17 protein-coding genes are annotated in these 17,516 nt (G+C 66.6%); 9 read left to right on the top strand and 8 right to left on the bottom strand.

Annotation, left to right across the window (positions count from 1 at the left end; genetic code table 11):
• Positions 1-90 precede the first annotated feature (90 nt).
• Positions 91-1,320 (bottom strand): MFS transporter, encoded by a 1,230-nt coding sequence (locus AKI39_RS01195; protein WP_066631681.1) that lies wholly within the window; start codon positions 1,318-1,320, stop codon positions 91-93.
• 191 nt (positions 1,321-1,511) lie between these two features.
• On the opposite strand from AKI39_RS01195, the gene AKI39_RS01190 reads away from it, so the two are divergent.
• The 6 genes from AKI39_RS01190 (at position 1,512) to AKI39_RS01165 (ending at position 6,938) form a co-directional block, all read left to right on the top strand.
• Entirely contained in the window at positions 1,512-2,234 is a 723-nt protein-coding gene (locus tag AKI39_RS01190; RefSeq protein WP_066631679.1) for an ArsR/SmtB family transcription factor, read from the top strand.
• Positions 2,235-2,440: 206 nt separating this feature from the next.
• Positions 2,441-3,409, top strand: coding sequence for a tripartite tricarboxylate transporter substrate binding protein (locus AKI39_RS01185; RefSeq protein ID WP_066631677.1), 969 nt, complete (start codon positions 2,441-2,443; stop codon positions 3,407-3,409).
• 42 nt (positions 3,410-3,451) lie between these two features.
• On the top strand, positions 3,452-4,225 hold the full coding sequence (locus AKI39_RS01180) for a GntR family transcriptional regulator (RefSeq protein WP_066631675.1): 774 nt from the start codon (positions 3,452-3,454) through the stop codon (positions 4,223-4,225).
• Between the two features lie 78 nt (positions 4,226-4,303).
• Positions 4,304-5,569, top strand: coding sequence for a 3-isopropylmalate dehydratase large subunit (locus AKI39_RS01175; RefSeq protein ID WP_066631673.1), 1,266 nt, complete (start codon positions 4,304-4,306; stop codon positions 5,567-5,569).
• The gene (locus AKI39_RS01170; protein ID WP_066631671.1) at positions 5,566-6,078 is read left to right on the top strand and encodes a LeuD/DmdB family oxidoreductase small subunit; all 513 of its coding nucleotides are present in this window, start codon (positions 5,566-5,568) and stop codon (positions 6,076-6,078) included. The genes AKI39_RS01175 and AKI39_RS01170 overlap by 4 nt, the downstream gene beginning before the upstream one ends.
• Positions 6,075-6,938 carry an isocitrate lyase/PEP mutase family protein gene (locus AKI39_RS01165; RefSeq protein WP_066631669.1) on the top strand — a complete coding sequence of 288 codons (864 nt, stop codon included), beginning with the start codon at positions 6,075-6,077 and terminating at the stop codon, positions 6,936-6,938. The genes AKI39_RS01170 and AKI39_RS01165 overlap by 4 nt, the downstream gene beginning before the upstream one ends.
• A gap of 12 nt (positions 6,939-6,950) precedes the next feature.
• Here the strand turns inward: AKI39_RS01165 and AKI39_RS01160 are convergent, their stop codons facing one another.
• Complete coding sequence (locus AKI39_RS01160) at positions 6,951-7,322, bottom strand: DUF427 domain-containing protein (protein ID WP_066631667.1); 372 nt, start codon at positions 7,320-7,322, stop codon at positions 6,951-6,953.
• 347 nt (positions 7,323-7,669) lie between these two features.
• On the opposite strand from AKI39_RS01160, the gene AKI39_RS01155 reads away from it, so the two are divergent.
• Entirely contained in the window at positions 7,670-9,046 is a 1,377-nt protein-coding gene (locus AKI39_RS01155) for an MFS transporter (RefSeq protein WP_066631665.1), read from the top strand.
• A gap of 2 nt (positions 9,047-9,048) precedes the next feature.
• On the opposite strand, the gene AKI39_RS01150 is transcribed toward AKI39_RS01155, so the two are convergent.
• Positions 9,049-9,450 (bottom strand): VOC family protein, encoded by a 402-nt coding sequence (locus AKI39_RS01150; protein ID WP_066631661.1) that lies wholly within the window; start codon positions 9,448-9,450, stop codon positions 9,049-9,051.
• Between the two features lie 533 nt (positions 9,451-9,983).
• Here AKI39_RS01150 and AKI39_RS01145 point away from each other — a divergent pair.
• A complete protein-coding gene (locus AKI39_RS01145; RefSeq protein WP_145925166.1) occupies positions 9,984-11,204 on the top strand; it encodes a hypothetical protein in 1,221 nt (406 codons plus the stop codon).
• Positions 11,205-11,309: 105 nt separating this feature from the next.
• Here AKI39_RS01145 and AKI39_RS01140 read toward each other — a convergent pair whose 3' ends face one another.
• Positions 11,310-12,320 (bottom strand): DUF2242 domain-containing protein, encoded by a 1,011-nt coding sequence (locus AKI39_RS01140; RefSeq protein WP_235610722.1) that lies wholly within the window; start codon positions 12,318-12,320, stop codon positions 11,310-11,312.
• Positions 12,321-12,780: 460 nt separating this feature from the next.
• Here AKI39_RS01140 and AKI39_RS01135 point away from each other — a divergent pair, with 460 nt between their 5' ends.
• Positions 12,781-13,962 (top strand): GGDEF domain-containing protein, encoded by a 1,182-nt coding sequence (locus AKI39_RS01135; protein WP_066631659.1) that lies wholly within the window; start codon positions 12,781-12,783, stop codon positions 13,960-13,962.
• Positions 13,963-14,488: 526 nt separating this feature from the next.
• Here the strand turns inward: AKI39_RS01135 and AKI39_RS01130 are convergent.
• From AKI39_RS01130 to AKI39_RS01115, 4 genes are all read right to left on the bottom strand, one after another.
• Positions 14,489-14,794, bottom strand: coding sequence for a DUF4148 domain-containing protein (locus AKI39_RS01130; protein WP_066631647.1), 306 nt, complete (start codon positions 14,792-14,794; stop codon positions 14,489-14,491).
• A 573-nt stretch (positions 14,795-15,367) separates the two neighbouring features.
• Positions 15,368-15,673 carry a DUF4148 domain-containing protein gene (locus AKI39_RS01125; RefSeq protein WP_066631322.1) on the bottom strand — a complete coding sequence of 102 codons (306 nt, stop codon included), beginning with the start codon at positions 15,671-15,673 and terminating at the stop codon, positions 15,368-15,370.
• Positions 15,674-16,086: 413 nt separating this feature from the next.
• Positions 16,087-16,392 carry a DUF4148 domain-containing protein gene (locus AKI39_RS01120; protein ID WP_066631325.1) on the bottom strand — a complete coding sequence of 102 codons (306 nt, stop codon included), beginning with the start codon at positions 16,390-16,392 and terminating at the stop codon, positions 16,087-16,089.
• Positions 16,393-16,816: 424 nt separating this feature from the next.
• Positions 16,817-17,122: a DUF4148 domain-containing protein gene (locus AKI39_RS01115; protein WP_066631244.1), complete on the bottom strand. Its 306-nt coding sequence runs from the start codon at positions 17,120-17,122 to the stop codon at positions 16,817-16,819.
• Positions 17,123-17,516 lie beyond the last annotated feature (394 nt).

The following is a 17,516-nucleotide window of genomic DNA, read 5'->3' as shown; positions in this document are numbered from 1 at the left end:
GCGAGCCTGCCATCCCTCATCGTGCCGCCGTGGCTGCGTGCAGCCGCGCCGCCGCGCTGTCCTGCCGCCTTGCCGAGGCGGTGTCCGCCATCACGCCGGCGCGCCGACCACGCGGCGCCGCGTCGCCAGATGCCACCATAGGGTCATGGCCGCGGCCAGCGCCACCACCGGCAGCATCGCCGCGTTCAGGGCGAACCACCCGACGTGCTCCAGGGCTGGGCCCGCCGCCAGCGTGGCCAAGGCCGTTGCGATATAGCGCAGCAGCTCCGCGCAACCCTGGGTGGCGGCGCGCTCATTGGGACGATAACAGCGCGCCAGCAGCGTGGTGCCACCGACGAACATGAAATTCCAGCCCACGCCCAGCGCGAACAGGGAAACATGGAAAGCCGCGAGGCTGGTGGACGCCATGGCCGCCAGCGCGCTGGCCGCATTCAGCGCCATGCCGGCGTAGAGCACCGGCGCCAATCCGGCGCGCGCGATCAACGCGCCCGCGAAGAACGATGGCGCGTACATGCCCACCAGGTGCCACTGGATGATGCTTGCACCCTGGTCCATCGTGTGCGAGCAGGCCACGGCCGCCAGCGGCGCCGCCGTCATGACGGCCATCATGGAGACGGAGCCCACCACGTTGTTGGCAACGGCCGCCACGAACACCGGCTGCCGGACGATCTGCGCGAGCGGCCGGGCGGGCAAGGCCGCCCCGTCCGCCGCGGTGGGTGCATGGCTGGCGGCGGCCACCGCCCCTTCCCGATATCCCAGCAGCAGGATCGCCGCCGTCGCCCCGCCCAGCAGCGCCACCATCAGGTAGGCGCCCGCGAACAGCGCCGCGGGAAACAGGTCCTTGGCCCAGGCGGCCAGCGCCGGGCCCAGTACCGCCGCCACCACGCCGCCTGCCAACACCATGGAGATGGCGCGGCTCTTGGCCGCATCGCCGACCGCGTCGGCGGCCGCCAGCCGGTAATACTGCGCGAAGGCCTGGAACACGCCGACCGCCGCCGTACCGGCGCAGAACGCCCAGAAATTCGCATGGAACACCGCCCAGACCGACACCAGCCCGCCCGCGGCGCCCGTCAGCGCCCCCAGCACGAAGCCCGCGCGACGGCCCCATCGCTGCAGCAGGAACGAGGCAAACCAGGTGGTGACCGCGCCGGCCACCGTGATTAGCGCGAACGGCAGGGTGGCCAACGCCTTGTCGGGCGCCAGCTGGTAGCCGGTCAGCCCCGTCAGCGTCAGGTCGATGGATATCGCGCAGGTATACAGGCCCTGGCACAGGGCCAGGATCCGGGCATTGCGCCCGCCCTGGGGGGCCGTCGTGGACATCGTGGCGTCGTTCCGTTCATGCCGGCGCCGGCACGGCGCCGCCCACCGGCAAGACTATCGGCGCGCGCCACCGTGCGGGAGACAACAAACCTTCAATTCCTGCCAATTCGGCGGCCGGCCACGTTTCGGTGCGCGCCGAAACGCGGCCGCCAGCGCGGTGCTAGCATGGTTTCCATGCCTGGGAGCCCTCGATGTCCAACCATTCCATGCTGGCGCGCACCGCCGCGCTGATCGGCGACCTGGCGCGCGCCGGCATGCTTACCGCCCTGATGGATGGCCGCGCGCTCACGGCGACCGAACTGGCGCGCGTGGCCGGCATTACACCGCAGACGGCAAGCGGCCACCTCGCGCGGCTGGCCGACGCCGGGCTGATCGTGGTGGAGCGCCAGGGCCGCCATCGCTATCACCGCCTGGCCTCGCCGGCCGTGGCGCGTATGGTGGAAGGCATGATGGCCGTGGCCACCGAGCTGGACGACCGCGCCGCGGCGGCGCGGCCGTCGCCCCTGCGCGTCGGCCCGCGCGACGCGGCCCTGCGCTATGCCCGTACCTGCTACGACCACCTGGCCGGCGAGATCGCCGTGGCGATGGCCGACCGGCTGGTCGCGCGCGGCCACGTGGAGCTCTCCCCGGACGGCGGCGTGCTGACGCCCGACGGCGCCTCGTTCCTGCGCAGTCTGGGCGTGGACCTGGACGCGGCCGCGGCCCGCGCGGGCCGCAAGACCGCCGGGCGGGTATTCTGCCGCCCCTGCCTGGACTGGAGCGAAAGGCGCCCGCACATCGGCGGCGCGCTGGGCGCGGCGCTGTGCCACTGCTGCTTCACGCAAGGCTGGATGCGCCGCGCGCCGGGCAGCCGCGCGGTCACCGTGACGCCCCCCGGGCAACAGGCGCTGCGCGAGGCGTTCGGCCTGGACTGACCGGAACGCCGGCCGATCCCGCACGGGGTCCATCTGACAAGGATGGCCTTCCCAACGCGGGCCTTCCGACAGATCGGCATGGCCGGCGCGGATGCCGGCTCAGCAAGGTCCGGCCCGCATGACGGCCTGGATGCGGACTCGACAAGCGCGGCGGTCCGGCGGTATCCTACTTGTATTCTTATCAATACAACCATACAGGAGACAACATGCCGTCTTCCCGTCGTGCCATCGCCTTCGCCGCCGCGGCCCTTGCCGCCGGCGCCTACGCCTTTCCCGCCTTCGCGCAGCAGACGCCCCCCATCAAGCTGGTGGTCGGCGCGCCGCCCGGGGGCACCACCGATACGGTCGCGCGCAGCATCGGCACCACCATGGGCAAGGAGCTCGGACGCACCGTCATCGTCGAAAACCGGCCCGGCGCCGGCGGCAATATCGCCGCCGATTACGTGGCCAAGAGCGCGGCCGACGGCAACACGCTGCTGGTCAGCTTCAGCAGCTTCTCCATCAACGCCAGCCTGTACAAGAACCTGCCCTTCGATCCGCGCAAGGACTTCACGCCCATCAGCATGCTGGCCAGCGTGCCCAGCGTCCTGGTCACGCGCAAGAACTTCCCCGCCAATGACATGGCCGAGCTGATCAAGCTGGTCAAGGCCAGTCCCGGCAAGTACACGATGGCGCTGGGCGGCATCGGCTCGTCCCTGCACATGGCCGGCGAACGCATGAAGATGATGGCGGGGCTCGACATCGTGAACGTTCCCTACAAGGGCACGACGCCGGCGATGACGGACCTGCTGGGCGGCCAGGTGGACATGATGTTCGGCAGCACGCTGAACGTCATCCCGCACATCAAGGCCGGCGCGCTGAAGGCCATGGGGGTCAGCAGCAACAAGCCGCTGGAGTCGCTGCCCGGCGTGCCGCCCATCGGCGACACCATCAAGGGCTTCGAGTCCAACGCGTGGTTCGCCCTGTTCGGGCCGGCCAAGCTGCCGGCCGACACGCTGGCCAAGCTGAACGCCGCCGCGCAGAAGGCTGTCGCCGCGCCGGATTTCCGCCGCCTGCTGGAACGTGAATCCGCCTCGGCCGTCAGCAGCACGCCGGAAGAACTGAAGAAATTCGTCAGCGAGGACATCGACCGCTACGCCGAAGTCGTGAAGTTCACCGGCGCCACGGTGGAATAAGGCCCGGGGTCTCGCGCGCGGATCGACACACTGGCCACCGGTATGAACAGCCCGCTCCCCCTCTACCACCAGGTCTACCTGCTGCTGCGCCAACGCCTGCTGGAAGGCGTGTACGGCACGGAAGAACCGCTGCCCGGCGAAAACGCGCTCGCCCAGGAATACGGCGTGTCGCGGTTGACCGTGCGGCGGGCCTTGGATGCGCTGGCCACGGAAGGCCTGGTATCGCGGCGCCAGGGCCGCGGCACCTTCGCGCAGTCGCCGTCGCAGCTGTCGGCGCCGCAGCAAGGCGCCACCGTGGATGCGCTGATGGCGCACCTGGCCGGCATGGGCATGCGCACGCAGGTCAAGCTGCTGGACCTGGCGGTCGAACCCGCGACGCCTGCTGTGGCCGCCCGCCTGGAAGTGGCCGCGGGCTCGCCCGTGCACCGCTCGCTGCGCGTGCGCAGCCACCAGGGCGAGCCGTTCTCGTATCTGCAAACCTACGTGCCGGACGCCGTCGGACGCCGCATTTCGCGCAAGGCCCTGGGTAGCAAGCCGCTGCTGCAGATCTTCGGCGAACTGGGCATCCGCGTATCGGGCGCCGAACAAAGCATCAACGCCGTCCTGGCCGACCCGGCGGCCGCCGAAGCGCTGGACGTGCCGGTGGCGTCCGCGCTGCTGAATATCCGCCGGCTGGTGCGCGATGCCGCGGGCCAGCCGGTCGAATACCTGGATGCCCGCTACCGGCCGGACCGGTTCGAATACCGCCTGGACATGGCCGCGCACGAAACCGCCGGCGCGCCGGTGTGGCTGCCCGCCGGCCCCGGCGCATCATGACGGGCCGACGGCCACGCTGCCCTCATGTCTCCTGCCACCACGCTAGTGCCACATCGCCCTGAACCCGAAGAGGCCCCCATGCCTGCCCAGACCCTGGCCCAAAAACTCCTGGCCGCCGCCAGCGGGCGCGACACCGTCGCGCCCGGCGATATCGTCACCTGCCGCGTCGACCTGGCGATGTTCCACGATTCCAGCGGCCCGCGCCGCCTCAAGCCCATGCTGGAAGCCCTGGGCACCGGCATCTGGGACCGCGACAAGGTGGTGCTGGTCATGGATCACTACGTGCCCGAGGCCGACGACGAATCGCGCAAGATCGTGCGCATCGCGCGCGACTGGGCCGCGGAACAGGCCTTGCCCCACGTGTACGACTCGGTCGGCATCTGCCATGTGGTCGTGCCCGAACACGGCCATATCCGCCCCGGCATGCTCTGCGTGGGCGGCGATTCGCATTCGCCCACCGGCGGGGCTTTCGGCGCCTATATGTTCGGCGTCGGCAGCACGGAAATGCTGGGCGTGGTGGCCAGCGGCGAAATCTGGATCCAGGTGCCCCGCACGCTGATGATGCAGTGGGACGGCGTGCTGTCGCCCGGCGTCACCGCCAAGGACATGATGCTGCACATGATCGGCCGCTTCGGCATGAACGGCGGCCGCTACCAGGCCGTCGAGTTCTGCGGCGAGGCCGTGCGCGCGCTGTCCATGCAGGAACGCATGACGCTGTCGAACATGTCGGCCGAAATCGGCTCGCAGGTGGGGCTGGTCGCGCCGGACGAGAAAACCCTCGCCTACCTGAAGCAGGCGGGCGTGGCGCAGCACGTGGACATCGAGCATTGGCAATCCGATCCCGGCGCGGAGGCCGAACGCTACCGCTTCGATGCAGCCACGCTGGCGCCGCACGTCGCCGCCCCGCACAGCCCGGCCAACTCGCGGCCCATCACCGAATACGAGGCAACGCCCATGCAGGTCGCCTACATCGGCGCCTGTACCGGCGCCAAGCTGGAGGACCTGCGCGCCGCCGCCAGCGTGCTCAAGCACCGCCGCATCGCGCCCGGCGTCTCGCTGATGGTCGCGCCGGCCAGCGCGCGCGACCAGCGCCAGGCGGAAAGCGAAGGCGTCATGACGACGCTGGTCGAGGCCGGCGCCACGGTGCTGCCGAATTCCTGCGGCGCCTGTTCCGGCTATGGCGGCTCCATCCCCGAAGGCGCCAACGTCATCGCCAGCACCGCGCGCAACTTCCAGGGCCGCATGGGCGCGCGCACGGCCCAGGTCTACCTGGCCTCGCCCTATACCGTGGCCGCGGCCGCCGTGGCCGGACGCCTCGTCGATCCCCGGGAGATGTTGCAATGAATACCCACCGCGTATGGCGCCTGGGCGCCGACATCGACACCGACCAGCTCGCGCCGGGCGCCTACATGAAGTTCGGCATCGACGAAATCGCCCGCCACTGCCTGGAGCGCGTGCGTCCGGAATTCGCCGCGGGCGTCAAGCCGCGGGACGCCATCGTGGCGGGCCCCAACTTCGGTATCGGCTCCTCGCGCGAACAGGCTGCCTCCGCCCTGGTGGCGCTGGGGCTGCGCGCCGTCATCGCGCCCAGCTTCAGCGGCCTGTACTTCCGCAACGCGTTCAACGTCGGGCTGCTGCTGTTGACCTGCCCCGATGCCGAAGCCATCCAGGAAGGCGAATCCATCGCCATCGACCTGGAGGCCAGTCGCATCGTGCGCGCCGACGGCACCGCACTGGCCTGCGACCCCATCCCGGATTTCCTGCATGACATGGTGCGCGCCGGCGGCCTGCTCAACTTGCTGAAGCGCAGGCTGGCCGATGGCAGCCTCAAACCCAACCCCATGAGGGCATGATGCCGAATACCCTGAAACAGAAACTCGCCGCCGGCCAGGCCGTCCTGGCCCCCGGTATCTACGACGCGCTGTCGGCCCTGATCGCCGAGCAGGCCGGCTTCGACGCGCTGTACCTGTCGGGCGCTTCGATCGCCTACACGCGGCTGGGGCGGTCCGACGTAGGCCTGACGACCTATACCGAGGTCGAACAGACCCTGGCCCGCATCACCGAGCGCGTCAGCTGCCCCGTCATCGTCGACGGCGACACCGGCTTCGGCAACGCGCTGAACGTCCAACGTACGGTACGCGGCTTCGAACGCGCGGGCGCGGCGATGATCCAGCTGGAAGACCAGGGTTTTCCGAAGCGCTGCGGCCACCTGAACGGCAAAAGCGTGGTCCCCGCGGCGGAGATGTGCGGCAAGCTGCGCGCCGCGCTGGACGCGCGGCACAGCACCGATACCCTGATCCTGGCACGCACCGACGCCGTCGCCGTTGAAGGCCTGGACGCGGCCCTGGATCGCGCCGAACAATACCTGGAATGCGGCGTGGACGCGATCTTCGTCGAAGCGCTGCGCACCGACGAACAAATGGACGCGGCCTGCAAGCGCTTCGGCAAGCGCGTGCCGCTGTTGGCCAACATGGTCGAAGGCGGCATGACGCCCGTGAAAAGCGCCGCCGAGCTGGCCGCGCGCGGCTTTTCGATCGTGATTTTCCCCGGCGGCACGGCGCGCGCCGTATCGCACCTGCTGCAACGCTACTACGGCAGCCTGCGCGAACACGGCACGACCGCGCCCTGGCGCGATTCCATGCTGGACTTCGACGAACTCAACGCGCTGATCGGCACGCCGGAGCTGCTGGCCCAGGGCAAGCGGTACGAGTAAGGCCGCGGCGGGTCAGGGCTGCTCCTCGATGGCGTCGACGCGGTCGGGATAAAAGGCCAGATGGCCCGCGATCCGCGCCACGTCGGGATGCGGGTTCTCGTAGGTCCACACCGCGTTGGCCGCGCGCGCGCCGCCCGCCGGAATGCTGTAGTAGGCGCAATCGCCCTTGTACGGGCAATACGTCGCGTGATCGGTCCGCTGCAGCAGCGCCATGTCGACGTCCTTGCGCGGGATGTACTGCACGGGCGGATAGTGGGCTTCGCGCAGGGTCAGCGCCTGGCGCGTATCGGCGATCACGCGGCCGCCCAGCGACACGACGACGCGCCGGGGGTTGTGCTCGATGCTGATCGGATGATCCGGTCCGGGTATCTTGACGGGCTTCATGGGTTTCCTTCCTTCGCGCAATGCGCATAAACGTTGACGGGGGCCGTCGGGTCCGCACGGTGGGCCCCCGCATGGGCGGGTACGACACGAAACCGGCCCCGCAAGCGTAAAAGTTCTTGTAATGCGATGCACCCCCAAGCGGCCATGCAGCCCTGGGGGACGGCCCTTGCATTGCGCCGTTCGCTGCGAAACATACTTTTTCATCTGCGGGCGCGCGCGCTTGTGAGCGCGGTAGCACCTCGATACCCTGCTAGGCGCGAGCAGGGCGGCCCGGTTTCCGGGCTCATCCATCGTACGGCCTGACACGGCCATCCTGCGGCAATTCCACGATAACGACAGGAGAATCGATGGCGATATCCACAGCCACTCATCATCCCCCCAAACACGTTTTGAACCGCGCCATCGCCGCGTCGGCGATCGGCAACGCCACGGAATGGTTCGATTACGGCATCTACGCCTACGGCGTGTCATACATTTCCGCGGCCTTTTTCCCCGGCGATATGAAGCAGGCCACGCTGTTCGCGCTGGCCACCTTCGCGATCTCCTTCCTGGTGCGTCCGTTCGGCGGATTGTTCTGGGGCCCGCTGGGCGATCGCCTGGGCCGCAAGACCATACTTGCCCTGACCATCCTGCTGATGGCCGGCGCCACCGTCTGCATCGGCCTGATTCCGACGCATGAAGCCATAGGCTGGTGGGCGCCCGCGCTGCTGATCCTGCTGCGCATGGTGCAGGGCTTTTCCACCGGCGGGGAATATGGCGGGGCGGCCACCTTCATGGCGGAATACGCACCGGACAAGCAGCGCGGCTACTGCGGCAGCTTCCTGGAGCTGGGCACCCTGGGCGGCTTCTCGCTGGGCGCCTTGCTGATGCTGGGCTTTTCCATGGCGCTGGACGATGCGGCCATGCACGCATGGGGCTGGCGCGTTCCATTCTTCCTGGCGCTGCCCATGGGGATGGTAGGCATGTACCTGCGCTCGCGCCTGAAGGAAACGCCGGTCTTTCGCGAAGCGGAAGACGTGCTGAACGAACGGGCCGAGCCGGAGCAGAAAGGCAGCGTCAAGGACGTATGCACCGGCTACAAGGGCCAGGTGCTGGCGCTGGCCGGGCTGGTGGTGGCGCTTAACGTCGTCAACTACACGCTGCTGAGTTTCTCGCCCACGTATTTCGCCAACCAGCTCGGCTTGAGCACGCAAGAAGCGCTGATCGTCCCCATCATCGGCATGCTGTTCATGATGGTGTTCCTGCCCTTCATCGGCCGGCTTTCCGACAAGGTCGGACGCAAACCCGTATGGTGGGCATCGCTCATCGGCTTGTTCGTGCTGGCGATCCCGATGTTCCACTTGATGGCCACCGGCCTGGCGGGCGCCATCGCCGGCTACGCGATACTGGGCCTGCTGTATGCGCCGCAGCTGGCGACCATATCGGCGACGTTCCCGGCCATGTTCCCCACGCACGTGCGCTTCGCCGGCTTCGCCATCGCGTACAACGTATCGACCTCGCTGTTCGGCGGCACGGCGCCGGCGGTCAACGACTGGCTGATCGCCCGGACCGGCAGCAACATGGTGCCCGCGTACTACATGATGGCCGCCTGCGTGGTGGGGGCGTGGGCACTGCGCCACGTGGTCGAAACCGCGGGCCATTCCCTGCGCGGCTCCGAAATCCCGGGTACCCGGGCCTCGGTGCGGGAGGTGCGCAGGCTGGACGCGCAGGCTGCAGGCGAATAAGGCTAGGACTCCGGCAGGTTCAGTTGCCAGGACACGCCAAAGCGGTCGTTCATCCAGGCGAAGCGGCGGCTGAACCCATAGTTATCCGGCTCCATCAGCATCATGCCGTCCTCGGACAGCGCCGTCACCAGCCGCTCGAACTCGTCTTCCGCCTCGCACTCCACGAACAGCGAGAACGCGGGCGTGAAGGTGAATTCATGCTTGACGGGGCTGTCGATGCACATCAGCGTCTGGCCCACGATGCGCATCGTGGCGCGCATGATGGAGCCCTCGGGGCCGGCCTCGCCGGCCTTGTAGCGCTGCACGTGCACGACCTCGCTATGCGGGAACAGCGCCGTGTAGAACGCCATCGCGGCGTTGGCATCGCCCTGGAACATCAGAAACGGCGTGACGGTGGTGACCATGGAGCCTCCTTTCTAGGTATCCGCCGGAGTGGATAGGGAACGGGTTCACACAATGGGACTGCCAGGTCTACGTTAAAACACCGCCACGGATTTGTACTGGGCAAGATGTAAGCGGGGAACACCGCTGCCCGGAACGTGCCGCGCGCGCGGCACGTCGCACAGGATCTGCGCGGCCGCCAAGCGCGCGGCCTGCTTGGCGCGGATGGCCCTCGCGGCGCATGGCGCAGGCGGCGCGGTCGTCCCACCGCAGGATGCGTCTGAATCCCTGCCTGCGCCTGCTTCGGCCGCGGCGTGCCGGCCTTATCGTCTGCGCCCATCCGCCAAGCCCGCGCGCGCTGCACCGGCTTGCACGACAGGACGCTCGCATGCATATATCCGCCTCGCCAGGAACGGCCCCCCCTACCGATACCGGCGTACCGACCACGCGTGCCGGCGCGTCAACCACACACCGTTTGAATGGCGGCCGCGACGGTGCCACGCCGGGCCGCGCGGCGCAGGCATGCGTGCCCGCCCCACACACCCCGAATGCCTCCGTGGCAATACGCGCCAAGCTTATCGCCGCCGTGCCGCAGGGCCACGCCGGCGACCGCACGCAGGCGCAAGCCGTCGCCGCGGAAACGGTACGCGCGCTCTATCGGGAAGGCCTCTACCAGCCCGGCGAAATTTCCTGCGACACCATCACGATCGCCGGCCGCGACAGTGCGGGCATGGAGCATGCGCTCATGGTCACGCTGGAAAGATGGTTGGAGCGCGTGGATGAAGGTACCGGCGAGCGGCACATATTCATCCTGGCCGGCTCCGACCATGGGTTGGTACCCGTCCTGGGCAACGTGCCCACCGACAGCGTGGTCATCACCGCATTTGCCGGGCATAAGCTCACCGCTGACCTCAAGACTGCACGCCACCTGCCGGCGATCACGGCATTGCCCGCATCGGCGGTGACGGACCAAGAACGCGCCGCCTTGGCATCCCGTACCACGCTGGTCCTGGTACCCGGTGTCGCGCACGACGTGACCGAGGCGTCGATTGCGCAGGCCGCGCGCGACTACCAGAAAAAGGGCGGCAAGCCCCTGCCCGGGATCGACGGCGACACCGTGACGATACTGCTGGGTGGCGATGTCGTCGACTCGGACGAGGCCACCCACACGCAAACCGTCCGCCGCCTGTCAGCCGACGATGCCCGCAAACAGGCGCGCCACATCGCCGAACTGGAACTGGCCGGTCGCGATCGCTGCCGCTTCGTCATCGTCAGCAGCCCGCGCACCGGCAAGTTCGCGCCGGACGGTACGGAGGCGACACCCAACCCGCACCGGACCGGCACCCGCGACGATGTCACCCGGGCCTTCGAGGAAACCTTGCGCGGCTATCCCAATGCGCAGGTGGACGTCTACGACTTCCAATATGGCGAAACCAGCGCGTATCGCCCCCTGCTGCATGCTTACCAGCAGGCACCCGGCCACACGGGACGCATCCACGTCGCAGGCGACTCGGTTTCGATGATCAGCGAGGTGGCCTCGCTGCTGCCCGGCACCATGGTGGTCAACGAAACCGCGTCGATGGACGACAGCCACCGGCGTACGGCCCAGGCGATCGCCGCGGATAGCGGAATCGCCGTCCTGCAGGGCGACGGACGTTTTCTTCCCGGCAAGGGCGCACAGGCGAAGCGGCTGGAATCCGCGGCCAAACGCATCGCCACCGCCATTGTGGCGCGCATACGCGACGGCGTCCCCAACCGGTCCGAAACGGCCGCTTAGCTGCAAGCCGGCGCGTCGGGCCCCTGAAAGCGCGTAGGCAAACTGCCCGGCCCGTGGCGGGCGCGGCAAGGCGTACGCCTGCATGATCAGGCGCATACAAAACGGCTATGGGACGGTGGTCGTGCCCGTGCCGGAATCGCTTGGCGTGGCGTGCCCGGGTTCAGGGGCGGAAGTCGAACTTGCCGGTCCTGGGCCAGGCGCGGACGGGGTGGAAGTTGCCGGCGCCGGCTCAGGCGGGGACGACGTGGAAGTTGCCGGCGGCGGCGACGTGGAACTTGCGGGCGCCGGCTCAGGCGGCGGCGAACTTGCCGGCGGCGCCGCAGGCGCGGCGGGAGCGGGATTCGCGGCCGCCGGGGCAGACGCGGCGGAAGCAGGCGTCGCGGAAGACGGCTGCGCCGCGGGAGTTTTCGCGGCCGCCGGGGTCTTTTGCGCTGCCCCATCCTTACCGCCTGCCCCATCCTTACTGTTTTGCGCGGCGCCGTCCTTCGATTCCTTTTGCGGTAGATACCGTTGCAGCAAGTCGAAGAACCCGTCATAGAACGACGACGCCGAAATCGTCTCGCTGCTGACTTTGGCGAGCGAATCGTCGTTGGAGCTGAACGGCATGGATACCGAGCCCAGCACGCTCAGGCCCACGCCCGCCGAACTGCTGGTCTTCTTGATGATGTACCGGTCCTGCACCGCGTTCACGAACACGGTGGTATTCGGCGATGCCTGGTGGTCGGAGGTGCACACCACGTGGAAGGAAATCACCTGGTGCTGCTTGTCATCGTCCTGCACCTGGAAGTTCTTCTGGCCCTCCACGCCGTCGGTCTGCGCCTTCCCTATCGTGTAGCCCTGGCTCAAGAGCGCGCGCCGCGCGGCTTCGCAGGTCGCCGCGTCGCTCGCCTGATAGGACCGCGAATAGGTATTCGTGTCCTTGAACGTTTCGGGATAGGCCTGCTTGGGTGGGCTGGAACATCCGGCCAACGCCATGCAGCCCGCCGCGACGGCAAGGAGGTACGGCGCCGGGATGCCTCGCTCCATGCGCCGCGACGCCCCGCCGGTCCCTGAAGACGTGCCGGGTGCCGGCGCCATGGGGTGCATGCCGGGATAGGGAAACTGCGTCTGTGCCATCGGTGTTTCGCCCTTCCATGAATAGGTTCGCCCGCGGAGCCCTGCATTGGATCGACGCACGGGCCGGCGCAAGACGATGCGGCCAGCGTAACGTCGATAGGGCGCCGGACTCGCCCGCGGGGCGTTTCACATGTTTCCCGCCGTAATGCGGGATAGGGTCCCGACCAAGGAGGTGCGGGCACCGGTACAGGATTGCGCTACCAATGAAGCCAGCCGGCATTCGCGCCCGCTGGGCCGCCCGGGCTCCGGCGCGGAGACGTCATTAAAAATTTGCGCCCCCGCAATTATTTACATCTGTTTACGAGTAATAATGGCCATGGCGACCGGCACGGGCTGGGGAATAGGGGGGAAGTACGCCCCCGCCGCCGCTCCCGCCCCTGGCCGCCGCCCACGCATCCACCGATATTGCCTTCCGTCCGACCGCCCATCCCGCCCATACGTTCAATCCGACCCAGCGTTCATGTTCAGCCCAGTCACCCTGTATGTCATCGGCATCATGTCCGGCGCGGTCAGCGCCGCGGTGCTGGGCTCGCTGCTGCATTCCAGGATCCCCGGCCTGCTACGTTGGATCGCCGCGCACGCGTTGATCATCGCGGCGATGTTGGCGCTGGCCTTGAACAGCAATTCCCCGCCCCCACTGACGATCGCTGTCGCCGGTGTGCTGTTTATCACGGCCGGATTCCTGGTACTGCACGGATACCGGCTTTTTTTCGGACTGCGCGCGATGCGGCTGGACGAGATCACGGCCTACGCGATCGCGGTGGCGGGCGTGCTGTACTTCACCTACATCGCGCCCAGCCTGGATGCGCGCATCGTGCTCACCTCGACTTTCCTGGGATACGTGCGCATGGCGGTAAGCTGGACGGCCTACGTTCATCGCCCGCGCCACCGTCCGGCGTACAGCTATTTCTTCGTCTCGGCCATCGCCGCATTGGGCGGCCTGGTGCATCTGGCGCGCGCGCTGGCCGTCGTTGTCGGGCTGGAGAGCCACACGCAGTTCATGGACCCCAGCCCGCTGAATATCGGCTTTATCGCGACGGGCATCGTCACCCTGCCATGCCTGGCCATCGGCGCCGTCATGCTGGCCTACGACCGCATGGCCGAGCAGATGGAGCGCCTGGCGACCATCGATGAATTGACCGGCGCGCTGACGCGGCGCGAATTCATGGCGCAGGCGGAATCTCGGCTGGAGCGCGCGCGGCGCAGCCAATCCGCGTTTTCGGTCGCCATTTTGGACATCGATCACTTCAAGGCCATCAACGACGCGCATGGGCATGCGGCGGGCGACCTGGCGCTCGCCTATTTTTCATCCATCGTTGCGCACAACGTACGCACGGGCGACCTCTTCGGCCGCCTGGGCGGAGAGGAATTCGGCATCCTGTTTCCCGACACCCGCCGGGAAGAAGCGAAAGCGCTGGTCGACCGGCTGCGTATGCGCGTCGACGAATCCGCGCTGGCCGCTCACTGCGGCGAAATATCGTTCACCTTCAGTGCTGGCGTGGACGAGTACCGTCCGGACGACACGCTGGCGAACCTGATGGCGCGCGCCGATGCCGCGCTCTACTCGGCCAAGGCGATGGGAAGGAATCGGGTGGTGTCGGCGGTGCCAACGGAGAGTCCGATGGGAGTGGTCAACGAGTAGATTGCGTGGGGACGACCGCTGATGCCTGACGCAAGGCCCGCTAGCGGTGGGCAGCCTGCACTGATTAACGCGTGCGTACGATGGATGCCACGCGAACGAGGTGAACGCGGTAAACCCACGCAGTTTTTCGCTACGCGATCTGCCTTGAGCGCCCATTACGACGATGAAGAAGCGCTTGTATTGCTTCACAGCCGTACTTTTTTCCAAGGCTGGCAAGAAGCCAGGTGCAATATCCGCTGCACAGGCGATGAACCCTCCCGCTCTCCACTCATCGGCATCAGGGGAGCAAGAAACCGCTTTCCGTTCGTGCAAAAGAAATCGGCCCTCGCAAGGAGGGCCGACGTACTGCACCGAGAGGACTGCCACTTACAGCATCCCCGCCTCTCGCCGGGGAAACCGTTCATCTGTACAGGCATGAACGGCCGGACTTCCTGGTGGCGGGATCGCGATGCGGTCGGATCCGGTATCTTTGCCGATCATCCGATCGCGCGATCACGCCACCCGTGGCTGGAATCGCCGTGGGTGCTTATGCACCTTGGAACGGCTGGTTGTTCGAGTCACCGAAATCCGAGCCCAGCGCGATCTGCGCGCGGCTCACGCCGCTGTCCGCCTGGGCGGTAAAGGGCGCATTGTCGATATCGGCGTTGCCCGTCAGGCCGGCGGTGCGCGCTTGCTGCAGCTCGGCCAGCACTTGGGTGCGGCTCACGCTGTCGGCCGCTTGGCCGTAGACGCCTTGGAAGGGCACGTTGTTCGGTTCGCTATTGGCGGCTTGCGCGGCGCCGATGGCGGCAAAGGAAAGAATCAGAGCGGAAACGATGGTCTTGGCTTTCATGGCAGTACTCCTAGTCCTGGTTGAGTGGTTCGGGCCGTGCATCGCGATTGGTCGGTTGGGAAGTTCGCGATGTCCGTTGCTGTTCCCGATGAAACACATTCTGCGCCGCCGAGACCGGGGGATAAACCGGTGTAGCCGCAAATCATCTTTCCGTTTTTTTAGTCAATCCCCCCACCTACTCCGGGATACCGGTCATGGGTTTGCAAGTCGCAGGATGCGTTCGTAAGCCCGTGGCTTCTTGCGTGAGTGTTCGGAAGACCCGGACTTCTAACTTGAAGGTCAACACGGGGTAGTGGCGCTGAAAGGCTCATCGGCATCAGGGAGAAAAAACCGCTTTTTCCGTTCGCGCAAAAAAACCGGCCCCCGCAAGGAGGGCCGAGGTACTGCGCCGAGAGGACTGCCACTTACAGCATCCCCGCCTCTCGCCGGGGAAACCGTTCATCCGTACAGGCATGAACGGCAGGACTTCCTGGTGGCGTGGTCCGCGATGCGGTCGAACTCAATCTCTTTGCCGATCATCCGATCAGTCGATCGCTTGATCGCGCCACCCGTGGCTGGAATCGCCGTCGGTGCTTACGCACCTTGGAACGGCTGGTTGTTCGAATCGCCGAAATCCGAGCCGCGGGCGATCTGCGCGTGGCGCACGCCGCTGTCGGCTTGGGCGGTAAAGGGCGTGTTGTCGATATCGGCGTTGCCCGTCAGGCCGGCGGTGCGCGCTTGTTGCAGCTCGCCCAGCACTTGGGTGCGGCTCACGCTGTTGCTGGCTTGACCGTAGACGCCTTGGAAGGGCACGTTGTTCGGTTCGCTGTTGGCGGCTTGCGCGGCGCCGATGGCGGCAAAGGAAAGAATCAGCGCGGAAACGATGGTCTTGGCTTTCATGGCAGTACTCCTAGTCCTGGTTGAGTGATTCGGGCCGTGCATCGCGATTTCGTTAACGTTGGGAAGTTCGCGATGTCCGTTGCTGTTCCCGATGAAACGCATTCTGCGCCGCCGAGACCGGGCGATAAACCGCCGTAGCCGCAAATCATCTTTCCGTTTTTTTGGTCAATCGACTGCCTATCCCAAATCGACGGTGGCAAAAAAATCGGCCCCCGCAAGGAGGGCCGATGTACTGCGCCGAGAGGACTGCCACTTACAGCATCCCCGCCTCTCGCCGGGGAAACCGTTCATCCGTACAGGCATGAACGGCAGGACTTCCTGGTGGCGGGATCGCGATACTGTCGGACCCGATACCTTTCTCGATCACCCGATCGCTTGATAACGCCACCCGTGGTTGTAATCGCCGCAGGTGCTTAGGCACCTTGGAACGGCTGGTTGTTCGAATCGCCGAAATCCGAGCCCCGGGCGATCTGAGCATGGTTCACGCCGCTATCGGCTTGGGCGGTAAAGGGCGTGTTGTCGATATCGGCGTTGCCCGTCAGGCCGGCGGTGCGCGCTTGTTGCAGCTCGCCCAGCACTTGGGTGCGGCTCACGCTGTTGCTGGCTTGACCGTAGACGCCTTGGAAGGGCACGTTGTTCGGTTCGCTGTTGGCGGCTTGCGCGGCGCCGATGGCGGCAAAGGAAAGAATCAGAGCGGAAACAATGGTCTTGGCTTTCATGGCAGTACTCCTAGTCCTGGTTGAGTGATTCGGGCCGTACATCGCGATTGGTTGGTTGGGAAGTTTCGCGATGTCCGTTGCTGTTCCCGATGGAACACATTCTGCGCCGCCGAGACGGGGGGATAAACCGGCGTAGCCGAAAATCATCTTTCCGTTTTTTTAGTCAATCCACTGCCTATTCCAGGAGAAAACCCGTTTCGGCGGCCGTAAAGAAATCGGCCCTCGCAAGGAGGGCCGACGTACTGCACCGAGAGGACTGCCACTTACAGCATCCCCGCCTCTCGCCGGGGAAACCGTTCACCCTTACAGGCATGAACGGCCGGACTTCCTGGTGGCGTGGCCCGCGATGCGGCCGGACCCGATCTTTGCGCCCGATAACTCGATCGCCGATCACGCCACCCGTGGCTGGAATCGCCGTGGGTGCTTAGGCACCTTGGAACGGCTGGTTGTTCGAGTCACCGAAATCCGAGCCCAGCGCGATCTGCGCGCGGCTCACGCCGCTGTCCACCTGGGCGGTAAAGGGCGCGTTGTCGATATCGGCGTTGCCCGTCAGGCCGGCGGTGCGCGCTTGCTGCAGCTCGGCCAGCACTTGGGTGCGGCTCACGCTGTTGGCCGCTTGGCCGTAGACGCCTTGGAAGGGCACGTTGTTCGGTTCGCTATTGGCGGCTTGCGCGGCGCCGATGGCGGCGAAAGAAAGAATCAGAGCGGAAACGATGGTCTTGGCTTTCATGGCAGTACTCCTAGTCCTGGTTGAGTGGTTCGGGCCGTGCATCGCGATTTCGTTAACGTTGGGAAGTTCGCGATGTCCGTTGCTGTTCCCGATGAAACGCATTCTGCGCCGCCAAGACCTAGGGATAAACCCGGATATTCGAAAATCATCTTTCCATTTTCAGAACTAATCCAGAACTATTCCAAGAATCCGACTATTGCGTTCATAAGGCGCGACTATTGAAGGTCGGCAAGACCGGTTGATTTCTTGGTATAGGGAGCGGTGCCGGGCTGCAGCGCGCCCGCGACGAAGCGCGGATGGTCACGGCTGCTGCAGGCCTCGCCGGCCCCGCGCGCCACCCCGCTCTGGACAATCGGGCTCGGGACGTCGAACGCGGAGTCTGAAGCGCCGTGCC

The organism is Bordetella sp. H567 (genome assembly GCF_001704295.1).
GTDB lineage: Bacteria > Pseudomonadota > Gammaproteobacteria > Burkholderiales > Burkholderiaceae_B > Bordetella_C.
This window is presented reverse-complemented; position numbering and strand designations above follow the sequence as displayed.